At 62.6% G+C, this 19,233-nt stretch carries 16 protein-coding genes; 12 read left to right on the top strand and 4 right to left on the bottom strand.

All coding sequences use genetic code 11. The features are described from left to right. The first annotated feature begins 68 nt into the window (after positions 1-68). The 6 genes from NP552_RS02510 (at position 69) to NP552_RS02485 (ending at position 7,003) form a co-directional block, all read left to right on the top strand. Positions 69-686: a hypothetical protein gene (locus NP552_RS02510; protein WP_157811416.1), complete on the top strand. Its 618-nt coding sequence runs from the start codon at positions 69-71 to the stop codon at positions 684-686. Positions 687-894: 208 nt separating this feature from the next. After that, on the top strand, positions 895-1,320 hold the full coding sequence (locus NP552_RS02505) for a hypothetical protein (RefSeq protein WP_274096370.1): 426 nt from the start codon (positions 895-897) through the stop codon (positions 1,318-1,320). Positions 1,321-1,505: 185 nt separating this feature from the next. Beyond that, entirely contained in the window at positions 1,506-2,021 is a 516-nt protein-coding gene (locus NP552_RS02500; RefSeq protein WP_274096369.1) for a hypothetical protein, read from the top strand. Positions 2,022-2,341: 320 nt separating this feature from the next. Continuing rightward, the gene (locus NP552_RS02495; protein WP_274096368.1) at positions 2,342-4,384 is read left to right on the top strand and encodes a TonB-dependent receptor plug domain-containing protein; all 2,043 of its coding nucleotides are present in this window, start codon (positions 2,342-2,344) and stop codon (positions 4,382-4,384) included. Then, entirely contained in the window at positions 4,371-5,672 is a 1,302-nt protein-coding gene (locus NP552_RS02490) for an ABC transporter substrate-binding protein (RefSeq protein WP_058540074.1), read from the top strand. The genes NP552_RS02495 and NP552_RS02490 overlap by 14 nt, the downstream gene beginning before the upstream one ends. After that, a complete protein-coding gene (locus tag NP552_RS02485) occupies positions 5,669-7,003 on the top strand; it encodes a di-heme oxidoreductase family protein (protein WP_058540075.1) in 1,335 nt (444 codons plus the stop codon). Before NP552_RS02490 ends, NP552_RS02485 begins: the two co-directional genes overlap by 4 nt. A gap of 91 nt (positions 7,004-7,094) precedes the next feature. On the opposite strand, the gene NP552_RS02480 is transcribed toward NP552_RS02485, so the two are convergent. Beyond that, complete coding sequence (locus NP552_RS02480; RefSeq protein ID WP_231390615.1) at positions 7,095-7,343, bottom strand: hypothetical protein; 249 nt, start codon at positions 7,341-7,343, stop codon at positions 7,095-7,097. A gap of 353 nt (positions 7,344-7,696) precedes the next feature. On the opposite strand from NP552_RS02480, the gene NP552_RS02475 reads away from it, so the two are divergent. Beyond that, on the top strand, positions 7,697-8,923 hold the full coding sequence (locus tag NP552_RS02475; RefSeq protein WP_043859956.1) for an MFS transporter: 1,227 nt from the start codon (positions 7,697-7,699) through the stop codon (positions 8,921-8,923). 100 nt (positions 8,924-9,023) lie between these two features. On the opposite strand, the gene NP552_RS02470 is transcribed toward NP552_RS02475, so the two are convergent. The 3 genes from NP552_RS02470 to NP552_RS02460 all read right to left on the bottom strand — a co-directional run bounded on the left by NP552_RS02470 (position 9,024) and on the right by NP552_RS02460 (position 10,981). Beyond that, on the bottom strand, positions 9,024-9,608 hold the full coding sequence (locus tag NP552_RS02470; protein ID WP_143516649.1) for a hypothetical protein: 585 nt from the start codon (positions 9,606-9,608) through the stop codon (positions 9,024-9,026). Further along, positions 9,601-10,248 carry a hypothetical protein gene (locus tag NP552_RS02465; protein WP_196932420.1) on the bottom strand — a complete coding sequence of 216 codons (648 nt, stop codon included), beginning with the start codon at positions 10,246-10,248 and terminating at the stop codon, positions 9,601-9,603. The genes NP552_RS02470 and NP552_RS02465 overlap by 8 nt, the downstream gene beginning before the upstream one ends. A 310-nt stretch (positions 10,249-10,558) precedes the next feature. Further along, positions 10,559-10,981: an NUDIX hydrolase gene (locus NP552_RS02460; RefSeq protein WP_104572328.1), complete on the bottom strand. Its 423-nt coding sequence runs from the start codon at positions 10,979-10,981 to the stop codon at positions 10,559-10,561. A 333-nt stretch (positions 10,982-11,314) separates the two neighbouring features. Here NP552_RS02460 and NP552_RS02455 point away from each other — a divergent pair, with 333 nt between their 5' ends. The 5 genes from NP552_RS02455 to NP552_RS02435 all read left to right on the top strand — a co-directional run bounded on the left by NP552_RS02455 (position 11,315) and on the right by NP552_RS02435 (position 19,169). Then, complete coding sequence (locus NP552_RS02455) at positions 11,315-12,187, top strand: universal stress protein (protein WP_274096367.1); 873 nt, start codon at positions 11,315-11,317, stop codon at positions 12,185-12,187. Positions 12,188-12,364: 177 nt separating this feature from the next. Beyond that, a complete protein-coding gene (locus tag NP552_RS02450; RefSeq protein WP_196932422.1) occupies positions 12,365-13,267 on the top strand; it encodes a GGDEF domain-containing protein in 903 nt (300 codons plus the stop codon). A gap of 120 nt (positions 13,268-13,387) precedes the next feature. After that, a complete protein-coding gene (locus NP552_RS02445; RefSeq protein ID WP_104572329.1) occupies positions 13,388-14,545 on the top strand; it encodes an efflux RND transporter periplasmic adaptor subunit in 1,158 nt (385 codons plus the stop codon). Further along, entirely contained in the window at positions 14,542-17,718 is a 3,177-nt protein-coding gene (locus NP552_RS02440; RefSeq protein ID WP_210015143.1) for an efflux RND transporter permease subunit, read from the top strand. The genes NP552_RS02445 and NP552_RS02440 overlap by 4 nt, the downstream gene beginning before the upstream one ends. Then, positions 17,715-19,169 carry an efflux transporter outer membrane subunit gene (locus tag NP552_RS02435; protein WP_274096366.1) on the top strand — a complete coding sequence of 485 codons (1,455 nt, stop codon included), beginning with the start codon at positions 17,715-17,717 and terminating at the stop codon, positions 19,167-19,169. Before NP552_RS02440 ends, NP552_RS02435 begins: the two co-directional genes overlap by 4 nt. Positions 19,170-19,233 lie beyond the last annotated feature (64 nt).

Genomic DNA, 19,233 nt, shown 5'->3' with positions numbered 1-19,233 from the left:
GGACCGCATGTGCATGCGCGAAATAAGAAAGGGCAAACTATAGTGTTTACTTATCCAGGGTGAATAAGATGTTTGAGGTTTTGGTGCATCGGTCAAGGTTCAAGGACTTCAAGAAAGGAGCCAACGAACTTATATCTTCGCTGCCAGCAAATGAAGATGATGAGTTTTCAGTTGTTATGGCGCGTGGCATGAGTGGGGCGTTAGGGTTTAATGCAGATGCTGCATCGCGAAAAGTACTAAATTCGCTGCTTGATGAATGCTATTGTTTTAACTCTCCGGATACCATTTATCCCCCAAGGCAAAGGAGAAATGGAGGGCTGCCAAATTTCTTTTTTAAGGACAGCGGGGGTGCTTTTTGTGAAATGGTAATGAAGCATGAAAGCTATATTGTAGCTTTAAAAAAATATATTGTTATTTCTCGGCACAGAAGTATTGAGAAACCATCACCCTCAGCTTTGTCGTTATTCTTACCTGATGATAAGTGGATTGAACGCCCATTGTATGAAGAGCTATTATCTTCTTGCGAATATTTTGGGATTTTGCAGCGCTCGGGAGAGCATGGGCGGGGTGCCTTCGATTTGATCGCGAGAGATATGGATGGTTTCTTGAACAAGCTAAAAAGCTTAGTAGGCGATGAAGGGCGCCTAGTGTTCATCGAAAATATGCGAAAAATGCCCTGTTGGTAGGGTGGCCAGTGTTGTGATGATCCGCGTTTTGACCCCATGGGACGGCTGGCGCGCATACCGCCAGTCAGGGTGACCAGTCGCAGAACGAGCGCTTTGCCTATGCCGACAATGGCAAGCTGAACCAAGCGCTCCGGGTTCGAGGTGTATTCGACTCTCATGATGGAAATAGGGCAATTACGGTTTTTCCTGTTAGAGGAGGCTAATAGTTATGGAGTTCTACATTTCGAGATCCGAAGAGGGCGGTGAGCCAGAAGGATTTGACATGGGGGATATAAGGCTTTCCTCTGGCGATCAAGGTATAGACTCCAAGGATGATTCAAGACTTCGGATGATGATATATTTGTCAATTACCTCCTTAATTGATGGCTTGGTGAAATTGAAAAGCACAAAATCTTTTGAATTTATCGGAGTTGATTCATCTTTTGCGTTATTATTTAAGATTAAAGGAGAAAGGCTTTCTATTTTTTATCAGGGTCGTTTTTTTGCCGAAGCTAGTTATCGTGTTTTTTTAGGGATTATTGATCGTGAAGTCGATAGGTTCCTTGCTGAAGAAGGAGTTTCTATTGTCGATCCGGTTTTTGGGGACGTGGAGGCTTCTAGGCAAAAAATCAAATCCTCAATCAACACTAAATAGAACGTGTGGCAGTTTTCGTTGGTTACGACCGTGAGGCCAGGCTGCATTATAACCGGTATCGGTACTATGATCCGTGGTAGGGCGATTTAGTGGGCAGAGCCCGATTAGTTGTTCGCGTGGATTGAATATGCAATGCCGCGCCCCGGTGTTTTACATTAAAAATACATATGCTGAGATTCAAATAGATGAAGTTACACGGGTTGTACGCAAAGATAATAAAAAAAGAAGCCTACAATGATCTGCGTTCCATGGCGGGCGCGTTCGACGATTTTGAAGAATACCCCATCATTTCACGGGACAGCAGATTAAAAAAATTACAAAGAAAACTCGAGAAAAAAGACATCTCGGATTTTCTGTTGGGGCTTGCTGTTTTCGTATTGAATACCGTACGTGCACTCGCCCGCAGCAATCAAAGGCAGTTAGAGCTGACTGCCATCACCTTCACACGCTTCGATGCCAGCGGTGGCTCCACGTTGGTGCCCCAACTCTTCATATACCCAAGTACTGCAGCCGGCGCACTTCGCCAAACGCTTATCAAGAATCAACCTGAAACGGACTCAATGGAAATGACCAAGGTCAAGCAGCTGTTCACGACCTGCGGCTTCGTTGAGAGCTTCCTTTTTCTAGAGAGCAGGTTCCTTGACCACGCCTGCAACGAGGAACTTGTACGTATTTATGCCATCCCTCGACAGACGATGTAGCGCGTGCCTGAGGGGTAGGGGTTCGATGCGCTTGCCGGCACTCCGCTGACACCTTGCCGTCGAGCGCAAAGCCGCTAGAAGCCCCGCTTCTGGGTTGGTCAATTCGCTATATATTTTTGTGTACAGCGTTGTAACGTCCTGTGAACAACGCTAGCATTCCTGCCGTTTGGCCCACCCGCCATCCCGCTTTCCCCCTATAGCACCCACCGGCTGATCACCTCCTGGGGAGGTCGTGATCAGAAAAACCGTCGGTCGCTATATAAAATAATACACAACGTCGCCCGGGCGCCGCCTACGTCAAGGCCGACACAGGAGCAGCAATGAAGCCGCTAACACCGCACGCCCTGATGGTTGCCGTCGCAGCCCTGGGAGGTGAATCCGCCCTCGCGGAGCAGAAAAACACCTTCACCCTCGGTGAAATCCAGATCTCCGCGCCCCAGGACGAAACCCTGTCCACCGGTGGCTCGGTCATCGACCTGAAGGACATTCGCCTGCACGACCGCGAAACCGTCGCCAGCGCGCTCACCCTGGCCCCCGGCGTCAACCTAGGCTATATCGGCGGTCGCGCCGAGCAGGTGGTGTTCGTGCGCGGCTTCGACCGCCTGCAGGTGCCGGTGTATATCGACGGCATCCCCACCTACGTGCCCTATGACGGCAACATCGACCTGGGCCGCTTCACCACCTACGACCTGTCGCGCATCCAGGTGGACAAGGGCTTTGCCTCGCTGCTGTACGGCCCCAACACCCTGGGCGGGGCGATCAACCTGGTTACCCGGCGCCCGGTGCAGGAATTCGAAGGCGAAGTGGGCGGGGGGCTTGAGCTGACCGATCACGGCAACGTGAACGCCTACCGCACCTACGCCAACGTGGGTTCCAACCAGGGCGCGTGGTGGATGCAGGGCGGGGTGTCGTATGTGGATTACGACTACACCCTGCTGCCCGACGACTTCAAACCCACCAACAACCAGCAAGGCACCGGCCGGCGCGAGAACAGCGACCACCGCGACACCAAGTTCAGCTTCAAGCTGGGCTTCACCCCCAACGAAACCGATGAATACGTGCTCGGCTACGTTCAGCAGGAGGGCAGAAAGGGCCAGCCCACCTATGCCGGCAAGCTGCCGCCGACCGGCCAGCGCGCACGCTGGTGGGAGTGGCCGCGCTCGGACAACACCAGTGTGTTCATCGCCACCAAAACCGGCTTTGGCGAGCACTTTCTGAAAACCCGCGTGTACCACGACACCTTCAAGAACTCGCTGGAAAGCTTCGCCTACCGCAACGGCGTGGTGGGTAACCTGCAGAAGGGCTTCCCGAGCAAGTACGACGACGAGAGCACCGGCTTCTCGGTGGAAGCCGACCTGGCCCTGACCGAAAACAACCGCCTGGGCATCGCCTACCACTTCAAGGATGACGTGCACCGCTCCCGCGATGGCGACAGCCCGCAAACCCACTTTCGCGACCAGACCCAGTCGATTGCCCTGGAAGACACCCTGCGCCTGAACGAGATTTTCAGCGTGGTGGGCGGCGTTTCCTACAACTACCGCAAGAGCCTGGATGCCGAAAACTACGGCACCACCGCCAGCTCGCCCAAGCAGGCCGTGCTGTACGACGAACCCACCGGCAGCAACGACGCGGTCAACGCGCAGCTCGGCCTGTTCGCCAACACCAACCCGCTGCTGGGCACCGATGACAACGGCCAACTGCGCCTCACCGTGGCGCGCAAAAGCCGCTTTGCGACCATCAAGGACCGCTACTCGACCCGCTTCGGTACGGTCATCCCCAGCCCGGACCTGAAGTCCGAACGCGCCACGCACTACGAGTTCGGCTACAGCGGCCAGGTTGCCCCGCAATGGCAGCTGGACGCGGCGCTGTTCGTGGCCAATATCGAAGACTCCATCCAGAAGGTCACTGTGCCCGCGCAGGACAACTGCGCCGCGCCCTGCGGCCAGTTCCAGAACATCGCCAAGGCGCGCAACCAGGGGGTGGAGCTGGGCATCAACGGCGACCTGGGCGAGTGGGAGCTGGCAGCCAACTACACCTTCCTCGACCGCGAGAACCGCAGCGACCGCGACCTGCACCCCACCGACACCCCGCGCCACAGCCTGTTCGGCTCGGCCTCGTGGAACCTCGACGCCTGGAAGCACACCGCCAGCGTGGAGGCGGCCTCGCGTCGCTACAACACCTCCGACGCCACCCAGATGGCACCGGGCTACGCGGTGTACAACCTCAAGACCGGCTACCGCTTCAGCAACGACGTGCTGATCGAGGGCGGCGTGCGCAACCTGTTCGACCGCCTGTACGAGTACAGCGAGGGCTACCCGGAAATGGGCCGTCAATACTTCGTGCAATTCAATGTGCCGCTGTAACTGCTGGCTGGCGGGCCTGCTGCTGGCGTTCAGCGGCCTGCTGAGCGCGGCCCCGCAAAGCGTGGTGGTGATGACCAGCTACCCCGAGGAGGTGATGACGCGGGTGGAGGATGGCTTCGCCCAGGCCCACCCGGAGTATCGCGTGCAGGTCCTCTGGCGCCAGGGCTTCGATGCCTTGCCCTACCTGCTGCAAGCCAGACAGGGCGGGGTGGATGTGTACTGGGCGCCGTCGCCGGGCAACTTCACCCGGCTGGCGAAGGCGGGCAGTTGGCAGCCGCTGGGTATCAGCCTGGAGGGCCTGCCGGCGCAGATCGGCGGCCTGGCGTTGCGTGATCAAAAAAACCTGTACCAGGCGACCGAGCTGGCAGGTTACGGCTTTGCCATCAACACCGCGTCGCTGGCCGAGCTGGGCGTGCCCACGCCCAAGGACTGGCCCGACCTGCTCGACGCTCGCTTGCGCGGGCGGGTGGCGCTGCCCGACCCGGGCCGGGTAGGGTTTGCCCCGGTGCTGCTGGATATCGTGCTGCGCGCCTATGGCTGGGAGCGCGGCTGGGCGCTGTGGAGCGAACTGGCCGGGCAGGCGCGGCTGGTCACGCGCGGCGGTACGCTGGTGAGTGACGAGGTCACCAGCGGGCGGGCAGCGGTTGGCTTGTCGATCGACTTCTTCGTCGCTTCGGCCAAGGCCAACGGCGAGCCGGTGGACTTCGTGTACCCGGCCCACGGTGGGCTCAACCCGGCATTCATCGCCATTACCGCAAGCACCCAGGCGCCGGCCGGTGCCCGGGCGTTCGCACGGTACGTGTTGTCCGACGCCGGGCAGGCGCTGCTGGCCGATGCCGACATTCGCAAGCTGCCGGTGCGCCCGAGCGTGTATGCGCAGCTGCCCGCGCAGTACCACGACCCGTTCGTTGCCGCAGGGCACGGCGCCTATGACTACGGCAACGGCAGCTCGCGCGAACGCCTGGCGCTGATCAGTTCGCTGTTCACCCAATGGCTGGGCCTGCCCCACGAGGCGCTGAACGAACTCTGGACGCGGCTGCACGCGGCCGAAGCGGCGGGGCATGACGTAGCCGCCATACGTCAGTTGTTGACCGCGCCGCCACTGACTGCCGGGCAAGCCGAGGCCAAGCCGTTGCTGGGCCTGTTCGCGGCACGTCAGGACAAGGGCATGGCCCACGAGCCGGCAACCGACCAGGATGCATTGGGCCGTACCGAGATCACCTGGCAGTTCCAGGCCGCGCTGCAGCGGGCAGAGGCGGCGCGGTTGCTGGAGGGGCTGGGTCAGTGACCGTTGTGCGCATCGCCGGGCTGTCGATCGGTTTGCTGGTGAGCGCGCTCGCCAGCGCCGATGTCACCCACACCGCGGTCAACCGTGAAGCCTACGCCCAGCCCTTCGCCGGGCTGGACGAAGGCCAGCTGGAGCGCTTCTTTCGAGGGCGCAGCCTGTTCCGGCAGGCGTGGGTGGTCGCACCGTCTCGCGATGAAGCGGTGGATGGGCTCGGGCCGTTGTACAACCGGGTGTCGTGCATCGCCTGCCACCCCAAGAACGGTCGTGGCCAGGCGCCGCAGCAGGGGGAGGCGATGCGCAGCCTGTTGCTGCGCCTGTCCGTGCCGGGCCGCGATGCCCACGGCGGGCCGAAGCCTCATCCTGTGTATGGCGACCAGCTCAACGACCAAGGTGTGCCCGGCGTGCCGGGGGAAGGGCGGGCCCATGTGTACTGGCAGGAACACGCGGTGCCGCTGGGCGATGGCGAAACCGTGATGCTGCGCACGCCGCGTGTCGAACTGCGCGAGCTGGCCTATGGGCCACTGGACGGGGTGTTGACCTCGGCGCGGGTGGGCTCGCCGGTATTCGGCCTCGGTTTGCTGGAGGCCATCGAGGCCAGCACGCTGCAGGCCATGGCGGCTGAAGCCAAGCCCGACGGCGTGACCGGGCGCGTCAATCAGGTGTGGAGTGTGGAGCGACAGCGTGCCGAGGCGGGCCGCTTTGGCCTCAAGGCCAACCAGCCCGACCTGCGCCAACAGATCGCCCACGCCATGCTGGGCGACCTGGGCATCACCTCCACGCTGGCTCCTGAGCAGAACTGCACCCCTGCCCAACAGGCCTGCGCGCAGGCGCCCCACGGCGGCGAGCCGGAGCTGGACGCGATGCAGCTTGGTGACCTGCATTTCTACCTCGCCCACCTGGCCGTGCCTGCGCGCCGGCAGCAGGCCGAGCCTGCGGTTGTGCAGGGTAAAAAACTGTTTGCCGCGATTGGCTGCACGGCCTGTCACCGGCCCGAACTGGTCACGGGCACACACCCGCTGTACCCGGCGCTGAGCCAGCAACGGATCGCGCCGTACACCGATTTGTTGTTGCACGACATGGGCGAGGGGTTGGCCGATGGCCGTGAGGACTTTCTCGCCAATGGCCGCGAGTGGCGCACCCCTGCGCTGTGGGGGCTTGGGTTGGGTGAGCGGATCAACCCCGGCAGTGGCTACCTGCACGACGGCCGAGCGCGCACGCTGGAGGAAGCCATCGTGTGGCATGGAGGTGAAGCGCAAGTGGCCCGGCAGCGCTATGTAACGCTGGGGGCGAAGGAACGGGCGGCGATTCGGGCGTTTCTTGAGTCGCTGTAGGGCGCTGGACCCAAGGCGATCATCTCTCAGTGACGGGAGCGCGATTCAGCGTGAGAAGGCCAGGGCATGAAGCCCTGGCCAATCGCAACCGTCACTTTTTCTTTTTCGCAGGTTTATCTGCCTTGTCCGACTTCTTGGCCTTCTCTGGCTTGCTGTCCGATTTTTTTGCAGATTTCTTGGGTTCGGCATCTTTTTTCTTGTCTTTCTTTTCTTTCTTTTCAGAGGCTTTGGAAAGAGCCGATGCCGCAGCTGATTTCTTTGCCGATGATGACTTCTTGTCTTTCAAATCCTTGCTGGCTTTTGAAGACCCGTCTTTGCTTTTCTTCTCGTCCTTAGCCACGTTGACCACCTCTGATAGCGCTTGCCGGTATTGGCACGTTGCCTGTGGGATCATCCACATGCTGATCATTAGGCGAGTTCGCCCAGAGGCGGTTCAAATTATTTGAGGCGCTGGGCAGGGCCTTGGCGGATGTTGCGTCAGGTACCGGGGCTTGGCATGCCCGGCAAGCTGGGCCAAGCTTGCATGGGCCTGCAGCAGTTGCTCTACTACGGGCCTTTCATCGATAGCGCTGATGATTACTATCAAAGGGCCCGCCTGTCGGCGCGGCAAAACCCGCTTGTATAATCGCCTTCGATTTTTCCCCGCTTCCCGCGCCTGCTCAAGGCGTCATTTCCCCCATGGAACCCAGCACCATGCCAAGCGCAAGCCAGGCCCCTAGCGGCCTTCCCGAACACAATCAACAGAGCGTCAAACAGCAGTGGCTGGCGATTCTCTCGGTCGCGGTGGGCGCCTTTGCCCTGGTGACCAGCGAATTTCTGCCGGTGGGCGTACTCAACGATGTCGCCAGCGACCTGGGCATCAGTGCCGGTCATGCCGGCCTGATGGTGACGCTGCCCGGCATCATGGCCGCACTCGCCGCGCCCTTGCTGTCGGTGGGCATCGGCGCGATGGACCGGCGCTACCTGCTGATCGGCCTGACCCTGATCATGATCATCGCCAATGCGGTGGTGGCCTACGCCACCGACTTCAGCCTGCTGCTGTTCGGCCGTGTGCTGCTGGGGGTGAGCATCGGCGGGTTCTGGGCCACGGCCATCGCCCTCAGCGGCCGCCTGGCCCCCAAGGGTGTTGGGGTAGCCCAGGCCACCTCGATCATCATGGTGGGTGTGACCCTGGCCACCGTGCTGGGCGTGCCCGTCGGCACCTGGCTCAGCGGCCTGATGGGCTGGCGCATGACCTTCCTGGTGACCGCGCTGGTGGGTGTACCGGTGCTGCTGGCCCAGGTGTTCCTGCTGCCGCGGCTCAACCCCGACAAGGCCATTCGCATCAGTGACCTGCCGGCACTGTTCATCAATCCGCAAGCCCGGGTCGGCCTGATTGCGGTGTTGCTGATCGGCCTGGCGCACTTTGCCGCGTACACCTACGTGGCACCGTTTTTCAAGCAAAGCGCCGGCTTCGATGGGCCGACCATTGGCTCGCTGCTGTTGCTGTATGGCGTGGCCGGGGTGCTGGGGAATGTCTTCGCCGGGTTTGCCGCCAACCGCAGCGTGCGTTACACGCTGATGCTGGTGGCGCTGATGATTGCCGTCAGCACGGCGCTGTTCCCTTACTTCGCCACCGGCATGACCGGTGCGGTGATGCTGATCGCGCTGTGGGGCTTTGCCTTCGGTGCCTTTCCGGCCTGCGCCAGCATCTGGATGTTCGTGGTGGCGCCCAAGGATGTCGAGCGTGGCATGCCGCTGTTCGTGGCTTTGTTTCAGGTGATCATTGCGCTGGGGTCGTTCTTTGGCGGGCGCATCGTCGACCAGATGGGCAGCTCGGTGCTGCTGAGCCTGGCCACGGCACTGGTGGGCTGCGGGTTTGTCACGGTGCTGGTGCTGGGGCGCAAGGTCAGTAACCGAATGGCGGTTCAGCCTTGCTAGCAGCCCGGCGCATGGGCTGACGTCAATCTTGAGGGGGCCGCGTGTGCGGCCTTGCAGATCGCTGAGATTCGATAGCCCAAATCAGCACTTCATTGCTGATCTACGGCGCATAGAAACACCCGCCCAGCGGGTCAGTCCACACCAGCTCCCCGGTAGCGGGGCGGCGCATCAGGTTGTCGAGCTTGGCATCCACGTCACATTCATGGCGCTGCGCAAATTCCGCCGCCCTGGCGAGTGTGATCAACACCCCCGCCAGCGCGGGATGCTCACCGGCCAAGGCCAGGCACTGTTCAGCAAGCACGGCGTTGGCCGGCAGATCATCATTGTCGTCGAGCAACCCCGACAGCAGGCTGGCAAGTAACGGCTCGCTGGCCTCATCCACGCTTATCAACCTTTCCACTTCGGCCAGCCAGTAGAACTCGTTTTCGCTTCCCCTGAGTGAAGCGTCAGAGGGACCCACGGCGCCATAGTCGTGAATGACCTCGACGACATTACGGTTGCCCTGGGCCCACTGCCGGGCAAGAAAATTGTGGCCGCAACCTTCGAGCGTGAGGCGATAGAGCCTGGTACCGTGCTCGAACAGCATGCTGCTCGAACCCTGGCAAAGGAACGTCGCCTGGTTCAGCGGTGCGCTTGCCAGAATCGCCTGGAAGTGTTTGCCCGCCAGCACCGGTTGATCAGCCATGCCCATTCCCCCCGCTGAAGTTGCCGACCCCTGATGCTTGAACAGCCGCTTTCGAGAGCAGGCCAAGCCTGCTTCTCGGGTGATCCCTTTCCCCAAGCCAGTTGGGGATCAAGGCGCCTTGCGCCGCAAAGTGCTCGACATGCACCACGGTGATTCTGCCGTCTGTGTAGGCCACGGCGTTGATCATCTTCCATGCGCCGGGGCGGGCATGGCGCAACAGCGCGTAGGCAGACGCGACATAGTTCATCCCCGTGCCCAGGCCGAACATCACGATCAGTCGGGTCTCTTGCGGCAGGTCGCGAAGAAAGGCCGTTGTACAGTTGCTGGCCACCGACTTGCCGAACGGGCTGGCAATGAACTTGTCCAGCATCCCGCCGCCTGATCCTTTCCAGGTACCAGCCTTGCGGTCGTGGCGCTCTACGGTGCAACGGATGAGCGATGCGAAATGAAAGCGCCCGTTGTTGTCCGCAATAAGGCGGTCCACCTGTTGCTTGAGCCTGTCAGGCGGGGCGGCGGGGATAAGGCCCACGTGGGCCAGAATCTTGCCCACATTGAGACGACTGCCCTTGTAGGCGATGTCGTCGTGAGGTGTGCTGGCAAGTGCCCCCGCCTGAGTGGGGCCCTTGGAGAAGCCCAGCACAACCACCTCTGGCGTAGTACTGCCCCATGCCAGCGGGTTTGCCGTAATACGCCACTCGCCCTCGGTGCGAGTGGCTACATCGAATGCTGGCGCACTCTCGGTGTGGCAACGCGAGCAGGAGACTCTGCCGTGACGGGGTAAGCAACTCATCAATCCTCCCAAGGTGCCGACGTTTGAAGTAGCAGGGCGCCACAAGATGGACTCGATCCGGCTATTACGCGGCAACTGCGAGCAGCGTAGTTGACGTTGTTTACTTTGCCATCAGCGTGTCTACCGCCCGTTTGTGCTCGGCCAATAGCCGACATGGCGCCTAGCCGGGCACGGGTGCTTCAGTGAGGCCAAGTCGAAGGAAGCTCAATGCATCCTTGTAGAGTGGGTGCCATGCGTCGGATGGCTCGCTATGGAGTGGATGCCAGAAAAACCTGAACGCGTGCCCTCCGTCATCCTGGGTAAAGTGAACCCAGGTGTCGGGAAGCTCGTGGGTGACGTGACACTCATGAAATGCCCACACATGCCCGGTTACCTCAGCGCGCCACACGCCAAGATTTCGTCCCACCGTGCCATTAATTCCGGCTTCCTCGAACAGTTCTCGTACAGCAGCGTCTTCACTCGGCTCACCTGGCTCCACACTTCCCTTGACCAACTGCAGGCCCGCCAACGGATGCGCGAACGCCAGAACCTCCAACGTTTCACGGCTGCGCAGCACCACCGGGCAAGCTTTATCCACTGCCATGTTGTTCTCCCCTTGGCTCATTGCTGTTGAGTGTTGAGCGCGTCGAAAGCTGAACGATGTCAGCTGCCTTCAACACTGCACGATCTTAAAGCATCCATCCGGCTCTGCCGGGTTTTTGCCTCCCTCCCAAGTTCAGGACAAACCAGGCTGCACACTGATGAACCCTGCCCACATGTTGCAGTTTGTTGCCGCAGCCAGATGCCTGGCCTTGAGGTTGACGCAAATCAAGCTGCTGCCTATGGGGTTCGGGAGACCATGGCGGCACGAAAGGAGCGGATCGACAGCAGGCCAACGCCTCGATCCGCTTGCGCCACATTGCATAAGGAGCCCCACATGAGCCCGTTGAAGCACGTACTGGTTGCCACCGATTTGTCCACTTCTGCGCGCAACGCAGCAGAGCGGGCCGCACTCCTGAGCCAGGTGCAGCATGCCGCGCTGGACCTGCTCTACGTTGCCAACCCCGCGCCTTACGAGCGCCTCAAGCAGGTTGTGGTACCCGATGACAACCTGTTGAATCGCGTGCTGGAAAGTGCCGGCGAAAACCTGCGTGCAGTGGCTGCCATGCTGTTCCACCGCTACGCCATCTCCGCTGGCACACAGGTCGCGCCCGGTTCGGTGGCTACCGAAATCACCCGTGTGGTGCAAGACAAACACACCAACCTGCTGGTATGCGGGGCCAAGGGGCAGAACCTGGCGCGCCGCCTGCTGGGCTCCACCGTGCAGCGCATGCTGAGCCGCATGCACTGCCCGATGCTGGTGGTCAAACAGGCCCCGCGCGAGGCGTACCGCCGCGTGCTGGTGCCGGTTGATTTTTCGCCTTCGTCGCTGCGTGCCATCGAGCTGGCAAAAGCCGTGGCCCCGCAGGCCGAAATCATTCTGATGCACGCGTTCGAAGCGCCCTTCGAGGGCAGCATGCGCTTTGCCTACATCGACCAGGACACCCTCACGCACTACCGCAACGCCATCAAGAAGGATGCCGTGGAGCAACTTGCGGCCCTGAGCGAAGCCGCCGGCCTGCCCAATGCTCGGCAGATCATTGCACACGGCGACGCAGCCTGGCGGATCGTGGAAACCGAGCAGGAGCTGGACTGCGACCTGATCGTGGTCGGCAAGCAGGGCGAAAGCGCGCTGGAAGAGCTGCTGGTGGGCAGCGTCACCAAGCACGTGCTGAGCGAATCGCAGTGCGATGTGTTGGTGTCGATCTAGGGGCTGTAGGTAGGGCAGGGGGCCGGAAACGCTTGGCACAGCACACGCGATAACGTTTCTGTCGCAAGCGCCGTGCGGCGTTGGTGGCATCCGCAAGGCCCATGTTGCGGATGATGGCGTAATGGTATTGTTGGCTACCGTTACGCCATTCATCAATCGGCACAGAAGAAGTGCTTCATGATCGACACCGCACAGATGGCCCTGATTCTTGATGCGCTGCCCGACCCTGCCTTCATTCTGTCGCGCAGTGGCAAGTACGTTGCGGTGTTTGGTGGCCGCGACGCGCGTTATTACCACGATGGGTCCGGCCTGATCGGCCTGTATATTTCAGACCTGATCAATGCCGACAAGGCGAACTGGTTTCTGGAGCAGATTGCCCGGGCACTGGCCACGGGAAACCTGCTGGTCGCCGAGTACGAGCTGAGCAACAGGGACGTGAAGGGCCTGCCCGATGAGGGCCCCAAACATCCCATATGGTTCGAAGGGCGCATCCAGGCCCTGAACTTCAGGGTGGACGAAGAGGAGGTCGTGCTGTGGGTCGCCAGCAATATCTCCGAACGGCACACACTGGAAGTCAGGCTCAGGGAACTGAGCGATACCGACCAGCTCACCGGTCTGTTCAACCGCAGAAAGCTCGAACATGACCTGAAACTGCACCACGAGTCCCTGACACGCTATCGCGTGCCGACGTCGGTGTTCCTGTTCGATCTGGACAACCTCAAGAAAATCAATGATACCCAGGGGCACCACGCCGGCGATCAGATCATCCAGGCGGTGGCCGAGATATGTCGTTGCGCGCTGCGCGCAACGGATTTCGCCTGCCGCCTGGGTGGCGACGAGTTTGTGGTGGGCCTGCCCAATACCGAGCGCGAGCAGGCGCTGCAGCTTGCCGAGCGTCTGCATGAGCGCTTTCGCAAAGAGCTGAGCCGCTATTGGGCAGGCGACACGGTGGTCACCGTGAGCATTGGCGCAACGGCCATGCTGCCCGAGGACCACGCTTACGAGGACACCTTGAAACGGGCCGATCGTGCCCTGTACGTGGCCAAGAGCATGGGTAAGGACCGGATTGTGTGGCTCTGACGCCAGGGTATGGCCAATGTCAGAAAACCCTTGACCTTCCAGACGTGGCAAGTCGGATAAGTACGCGAACGTTGCTTTGCCCCCGCAAAGCAGGTCGACACTCGTGCGAAAGGCCATGTGATGAACGTCAAACGCGTAACCCTTTTCACTGCGGCGCTAAGCGTCGCGCTCACCAGCGTCGGGTGCAAGGAGACGGCACCCGCGACTGAACCCGCCAAGCCTCCCAGTGTTCCGGTAGCCGAGGTGATCGTGCGCCCGGTAACGCCCCATGCCGAATTCACCGGGTCGCTGACCGCGATCAAGCGGGTCGAACTGCGCCCGCGGGTGGCCGGCTATATTCAGGCGGTGAGCGTGCCCGAGGGCCGCATGGTAGAGAAGGGCAGCCAGCTCTTTGTCATCGATCCACGGCCCTTCCAGGCCGCGCTCGACGCCGCCACCGCACGCCTGCAGGAGGCCCGGGCGGCGTGGCTGCTGGCCCAGGCAGACCATGCCCGAGCCCGGCAACTGTATGCGCAAAAGGTCGTTGCGCGGGACCGGCTCGACAGCGCGATTGCGGCGCTCGATGCGGGCCAGGCCCAGGTCGATGCCGCAAAGGCCGCGCTGGACGCTGCAAAGCTCGACCTGAGCTTCACGCGGGTCACCGCACCGATCAGTGGGCGTGTAGGGCAAACCCTGGTCACCGAAGGCAACTACGTCACCAATGGGGTGACGCCACTGACCACCATCGTCTCTGTCGACCCCCTGCATGTGTACTTCGATGTGGACGAGCGCACGTACCTGCGCTCGCTCGCATCAAGCCGGCCTGGCGCGGGCGCGCAGGCGGCGAAGGTGAGTGTGGCGCTGACCACCGACAAGCAGTACGCGCGGCCCGGCCGCGTCGATTTTCTGGCCAACGCCGCCGATCGCAACACCGGCACGCTGCGTGTTCGCGCGGTGGTCGACAACCCCGACGGGCAGCTGACGCCCGGTTTGTTTGCCAAGGTGAAGCTTGAGACCGGCACGCCACAGGCCAGGGTGCTGATCTCGGACCAATCGATTTCGACCGATCAGGGCCGCCGCTACGTACTGGTAGTGGGCAAGGACGACAAGACCCAGTACCGCCCGGTCGAACTCGGCCCGATGGTGGAGGGCCTGCGCGTGATCGAAAAAGGCCTGCAGCCCGGCGAGCGCATCGTGGTCAAGGGCCTGGTGCGCCCGGACATGCAGGTTACGCCGCAGCCCACCTCGATCGAGGGTTCGCCCGTCAAGGCGCAGCAAACCCTGGGGGCGGCGCAATGACATTCCCGCGCTTCTTCATCGATCGTCCCATTTTTGCCATCGTCCTCTCGATACTGATGATGATTGCCGGCATCGTCGCCTTCTTCCAGCTACCGCTGAGCGAGTACCCGGCGGTCACGCCGCCGACCGTGCAGGTGACGGCGTCCTATCCGGGGGCCAACCCCCAGGTAATCGCACAAACCGTGGCCGCGCCACTGGAGCAGGCGATTACCGGGGTCGAGGGCATGCTGTACATGGCGTCGCAGTCTGCCACCGATGGCCGGATGGTACTGACCATCACTTTCGCCCAGGGCACCAATGCCGATATTGCGCAGATCCAGGTGCAGAACCGCGTTTCGCGGGTTCTGCCGCGCCTGCCGGCAGAGGTGCAGCACCAGGGCGTGGTCACCCAGAAGACCTCGCCGGACATGCTGATGGTGGTTCACCTGCTGTCTCCCGACAAACGCTACGACCCGCTCTACATGTCCAACTACGCCTACCTTCAGGTGCGTGATGAACTGTCGCGCCTGCCCGGCATCAGCGATGTGCTGGTGTGGGGCGCCGGGGAGTACAGCATGCGGCTGTGGCTCGACCCGGACCTGATCGCCGCGCGCGGGCTCACCGCAGGCGAGGTGATCGAAGCGGTGCGCGAGCAGAACGTGCAGGTGGCGGCGGGGTCGGTCGGCCAGGCGCCCAACGCCACCGCCGCGTTCCAGGTAACCGTGAACACCCTGGGGCGGCTGACCGATGAGCAGCAGTTTGGCGACATCATCATTCGCACCGGCGACGACGGTCAGGTCACGCGCCTGCGCGATGTGGCCCGCATCGAGATGGGCGCCGACTCTTACGCACTACGCAGCCTGCTCGATGGCGAACCGGCCGTTGCGCTGCAGATCATCCAGAGCCCGGGCGCCAATGCCCTGGACGTTGCCCAGGCGGTGCGCGAAACCATGCAGCGGCTGGAGGCGAACTTCCCGGCGGGGCTCACCTCGCGCATTGCCTATGACCCCACGGTGTTCGTGCAGGCCTCGCTGGAGTCGGTGGCCATCACCTTGCTGGAGGCGATCATGCTGGTGGTGATCGTGGTGGTGCTGTTTCTGCACAACTGGCGCGCGTCGCTCATCCCGCTGATGGCGGTGCCGGTGTCGCTGGTGGGCACCTTTGCGGTCATGCACCTGATGGGCTTTTCGCTCAACACCCTGTCGTTGTTCGGCCTGGTGCTATCGATCGGGATTGTGGTGGACGATGCCATCGTGGTGGTGGAGAACGTCGAGCGTCATATCGAGAACGGCGAGGCGCCGGCCCAGGCCGCCAGGCTTGCCATGGACGAGGTGACCGGGCCCATCATCGCGATCACCTCGGTGCTGGCTGCGGTGTTCATCCCCACGGCGTTCCTCAGCGGCCTGCAGGGCGAGTTCTATCGCCAGTTCGCGCTCACCATTGCCATCTCGACGATTCTGTCGGCGGTCAATTCGCTGACCCTCAGCCCCGCACTCGCCGGGTTGCTGCTGCAGCCACGCCAGCACGGCGATACGCCCGACCCCCGCAGCCTGCGCGGGCGTGCCCGGCGGTTGCTCGGCACCCTCGGCCGGCCGTTCCAGCGTGCACCGCAGGCCTATGGCAACACGGTGCGCAAGGTGGTCCGGCTCAGCGGCCTGGTGCTTGTGGTGTACGTCGGCCTGCTGGGGTTGACCGCGTTCGGCTTCAATGCCGTGCCACCGGGCTTTGTACCGATGCAGGACAAGTACTACCTGGTGGCCATCGCCCAGTTGCCCAACGCGTCGTCGCTGGACCGCACCGAAGCGGTGGCCAGGCAGATGTCACAGCTGGCCCTGGCCGAGCCGGGCGTCGAAAGCGTGGTGGCGTTCCCGGGGCTTTCGATCAACGGTTTCGTCAACGTGCCCAACGCCGCGGTGATGTTCATCATGCTCGACCCGTTCAAGGAGCGTGCCTCGCCGGACCTGGCTGCAACCGCCATCGCCGGGCGCCTGCAGGCCAGGTTCGCGGGTATTCCCGATGGTTTTCTTGGGGTGTTCCCGCCACCCCCGGTGCCGGGCCTGGGTGCCACCGGCGGCTTCAAGATGCAGGTCGAGGACCGCAGCGGCGCGGGGCTGGAGGCCCTGGTGCAGCACACCCGCATCCTGATGATGAAGGCCACCGAGTCGGGGCAGTTGGCCGGGCTGATGACCAGCCTCGATATCAATGCACCGCAGCTCGACGTGGTCATCGACCGGGCCCAGGTCAAGAGCCAGGGCGTGCGCCTGACCGATGTGTTCGAGGCGCTGCAGGTGTACCTGGGTTCGCTGTACGTCAACGACTTCAACCGCTTTGGCCGCACCTACAAGGTCACGGCGCAGGCCGACACGGACCACCGCATGCAGGCCGAAGCCATCGGCCGCCTGCAGGTGCGCAATGCGGCCGGGGCCATGCTGCCGTTGTCGGCGTTTGTCAGCGTTACGCCAAGCTCCGGCCCGGACCGGGTGATTCACTACAACGGCTACCCCTCGGCGGACATTTCGGGGGGCGCGATGCCGGGCGTGAGTTCAGGGCAGGCGGTTGCGCTGATGGAGCGTCTGGCTGGGGAAATGCTGCCTGAAGGCATGACCTTCGAATGGACGGACCTGACCTACCAGCAGAAGCTGGCCGGCGATTCGGCGCTGTTCATCTTCCCGCTGTGTGTGTTGCTGGCCTACCTGATTCTAGCGGCGCAGTACAACAGCTGGCTGCTGCCCCTGGCGGTGCTGCTGATTGTGCCGATGTGCCTGTTGAGCGCGATCATCGGGGTGTGGCTGATGGAGGGCGACAACAACGTGTTCGTGCAGATCGGGTTGATCGTGCTGGTGGGCCTGGCCGCCAAGAACGCGATCCTCATCGTCGAGTTCGCCCGCACCCTGGAAGCGCGGGGGGCGAGTGTGCTGGAGGCGGTTGTGGAGGCATGCCGGTTGCGCCTGCGCCCGATCGTGATGACGTCCCTGGCCTTCGTCGCTGGCGTCGTGCCGCTGGTGCTTGCCAGCGGCGCAGGTGCCGAGATGCGCCAGGCCATGGGGGTGGCGGTGTTTGCCGGCATGCTCGGGGTGACGCTGTTCGGGTTGTTCCTGACCCCTGTTTTCTATGTGGTGATCCGTGGCCTGGCGGCCCGCTTCGAGCGGCACACGCCCACAGCCCAGCCTGCCCTGGAGGAGCGCCGTTCATGAGCCTTTGCTATCGAGCTGTTCTGGCGCCCCTGGCCACCCTCATGCTGCTGGCCGGGTGTGCTGCAGTGGGCCCCGACTACGTTGCGCCGTCGCTGCCGGCAGCGCAGCTTCCCGCACGCTTCGATGAGCTGCCTGCCGGGCTTGGCCCCGGCAGCGTCGAGGCCCGGTGGTGGGGTGCCTTTGACGAGCCCGCATTGACCGGGCTGGTGCAGCGGGCGCTTGCCGCCAACCATGACATCGCGATTGCAGCCGTGCGGCTCGAAGAAGCCAGGGCGATGTTGCGCGAAAGCCGCCAGGGTTTCCTTCCGCGTGGCGGCCCTGCGCTCAGCTACGAGAACCGCCGCTGGAGCGAAGTGCAGACACCGGCTGGCCAGTCGCGGCAGAACGAAACCTATCGGGGGGCGGTCGATGCGTCCTGGGAAATCGACCTGTTCGGCCGCGTGCGCCGCTCGGTGGAGGCCGCACGCGCCCAGGCCGGTTCGCGCGAGGCGTTGCTGCGCGGGGTGCAGGCGAGTGTGGCGGCCGAGGTGGCGGCCACCTGGTTCGAGCTGCGGGGCATCGAGGCCGAGTTGGCGGTTGCCGCCGATACCCGCCAAAGCCAGCGCGACAGCCTGAGCATGGTCGAACGCCAGGTGAACGCCGGGGCGGCCACCGAGTTCGACCGGCTGCGGGCCGAGGCCCTGTTGCGCTCGGTCGAGGTGAGCGTGCCCGAGCTGGAGCGTCGGCGTGATGCCTCGGTCAACGCCCTGGCGATCCTGCTGGGCGAGCCGCCGCAGCGGTTCACACCACCGGCCGCCGAGCCTGGGGAGCAGGCGCTGGCCCTGCGCACGATCGCCGTCGGCGAGCCCACTGCGTTGCTCTGGAGACGCTCCGACATTGCCGCGGCAGAACGCGCCCTTGCGGCCGCCACGGCGCAAATCGGGGTCGAGACGGCGGGCCTCTATCCTGAGGTGCAGGTGCAGGGCTCCATCGGTGTGGTCACCGGAAGCCTCGACGGGATGAGTGGCGCGGGCGCGTTGTCGAGCTTTATCGGCCCGATGATTCGCTGGTCGCTGCTGGACACCGGGCGTGTACGTGCCCGCATTGCCGCCAGCGAGGCACGCGCCAGGGAGGCGTTGATCGTGTACGACCAGACGGTATTGCGCGCGTTGCAGGAAACCGATGATGCCTTCAAGGCCCACGGGGCTGCGAGCAATACCCTGAGGCTGCGATTGCTCGAATCGGCGGCCAACGGCGAGGCGGCGCGGCTTGCCCGGGCGCGGTTCTCGGAGGGCGAGGGCGTCTACCTGGATGTGCTTGAGGCCGAGCGCGCCGATTACGCCAGCCGACGCGCCCTGACCGCTGCACGTACCCGACAACGCCTGGCGGTTGTGGGCATCTACAAGGCGCTGGGTGGTGGCTGGGAAGTCTGCGCGCAGGCCCGGCAGCCGTGCGACGGCGCCTCTCTCTAGCGTTCCATCAGGCAAAAATAATCCCCGAAACCGGGGATTATTTTCATACGGCTTCCACCAGCGT

Source organism: Pseudomonas sp. 8209 (assembly GCF_028682105.1).
Lineage (GTDB): Bacteria > Pseudomonadota > Gammaproteobacteria > Pseudomonadales > Pseudomonadaceae > Aquipseudomonas > Aquipseudomonas palmensis.
The sequence above is the reverse complement of the archived record's forward strand: the minus strand, read 5'-3'. Positions and strand labels throughout refer to the sequence as shown.

What these genes read in the sequence shown, in the direction of transcription:
- NP552_RS02510 (WP_157811416.1), top strand. Translation starts at nt 69, where the DNA reads ATGTTTGAGGTTTTGGTGCATCGGTCAAGGTTCAAGGACTTCAAGAAA.
- NP552_RS02475 (WP_043859956.1), top strand. Translation starts at nt 7,697, where the DNA reads ATGCCAAGCGCAAGCCAGGCCCCTAGCGGCCTTCCCGAACACAATCAA.
- NP552_RS02440 (WP_210015143.1), top strand. Translation starts at nt 14,542, where the DNA reads ATGACATTCCCGCGCTTCTTCATCGATCGTCCCATTTTTGCCATCGTC.
- NP552_RS02455 (WP_274096367.1), top strand. Translation starts at nt 11,315, where the DNA reads ATGAGCCCGTTGAAGCACGTACTGGTTGCCACCGATTTGTCCACTTCT.
- NP552_RS02435 (WP_274096366.1), top strand. Translation starts at nt 17,715, where the DNA reads ATGAGCCTTTGCTATCGAGCTGTTCTGGCGCCCCTGGCCACCCTCATG.
- NP552_RS02500 (WP_274096369.1), top strand. Translation starts at nt 1,506, where the DNA reads ATGAAGTTACACGGGTTGTACGCAAAGATAATAAAAAAAGAAGCCTAC.
- NP552_RS02450 (WP_196932422.1), top strand. Translation starts at nt 12,365, where the DNA reads ATGATCGACACCGCACAGATGGCCCTGATTCTTGATGCGCTGCCCGAC.
- NP552_RS02495 (WP_274096368.1), top strand. Translation starts at nt 2,342, where the DNA reads ATGAAGCCGCTAACACCGCACGCCCTGATGGTTGCCGTCGCAGCCCTG.
- NP552_RS02505 (WP_274096370.1), top strand. Translation starts at nt 895, where the DNA reads ATGGAGTTCTACATTTCGAGATCCGAAGAGGGCGGTGAGCCAGAAGGA.
- NP552_RS02460 (WP_104572328.1), bottom strand. Translation starts at nt 10,981, where the DNA reads ATGGCAGTGGATAAAGCTTGCCCGGTGGTGCTGCGCAGCCGTGAAACG.
- NP552_RS02490 (WP_058540074.1), top strand. Translation starts at nt 4,371, where the DNA reads ATGTGCCGCTGTAACTGCTGGCTGGCGGGCCTGCTGCTGGCGTTCAGC.
- NP552_RS02445 (WP_104572329.1), top strand. Translation starts at nt 13,388, where the DNA reads ATGAACGTCAAACGCGTAACCCTTTTCACTGCGGCGCTAAGCGTCGCG.
- NP552_RS02470 (WP_143516649.1), bottom strand. Translation starts at nt 9,608, where the DNA reads ATGGCTGATCAACCGGTGCTGGCGGGCAAACACTTCCAGGCGATTCTG.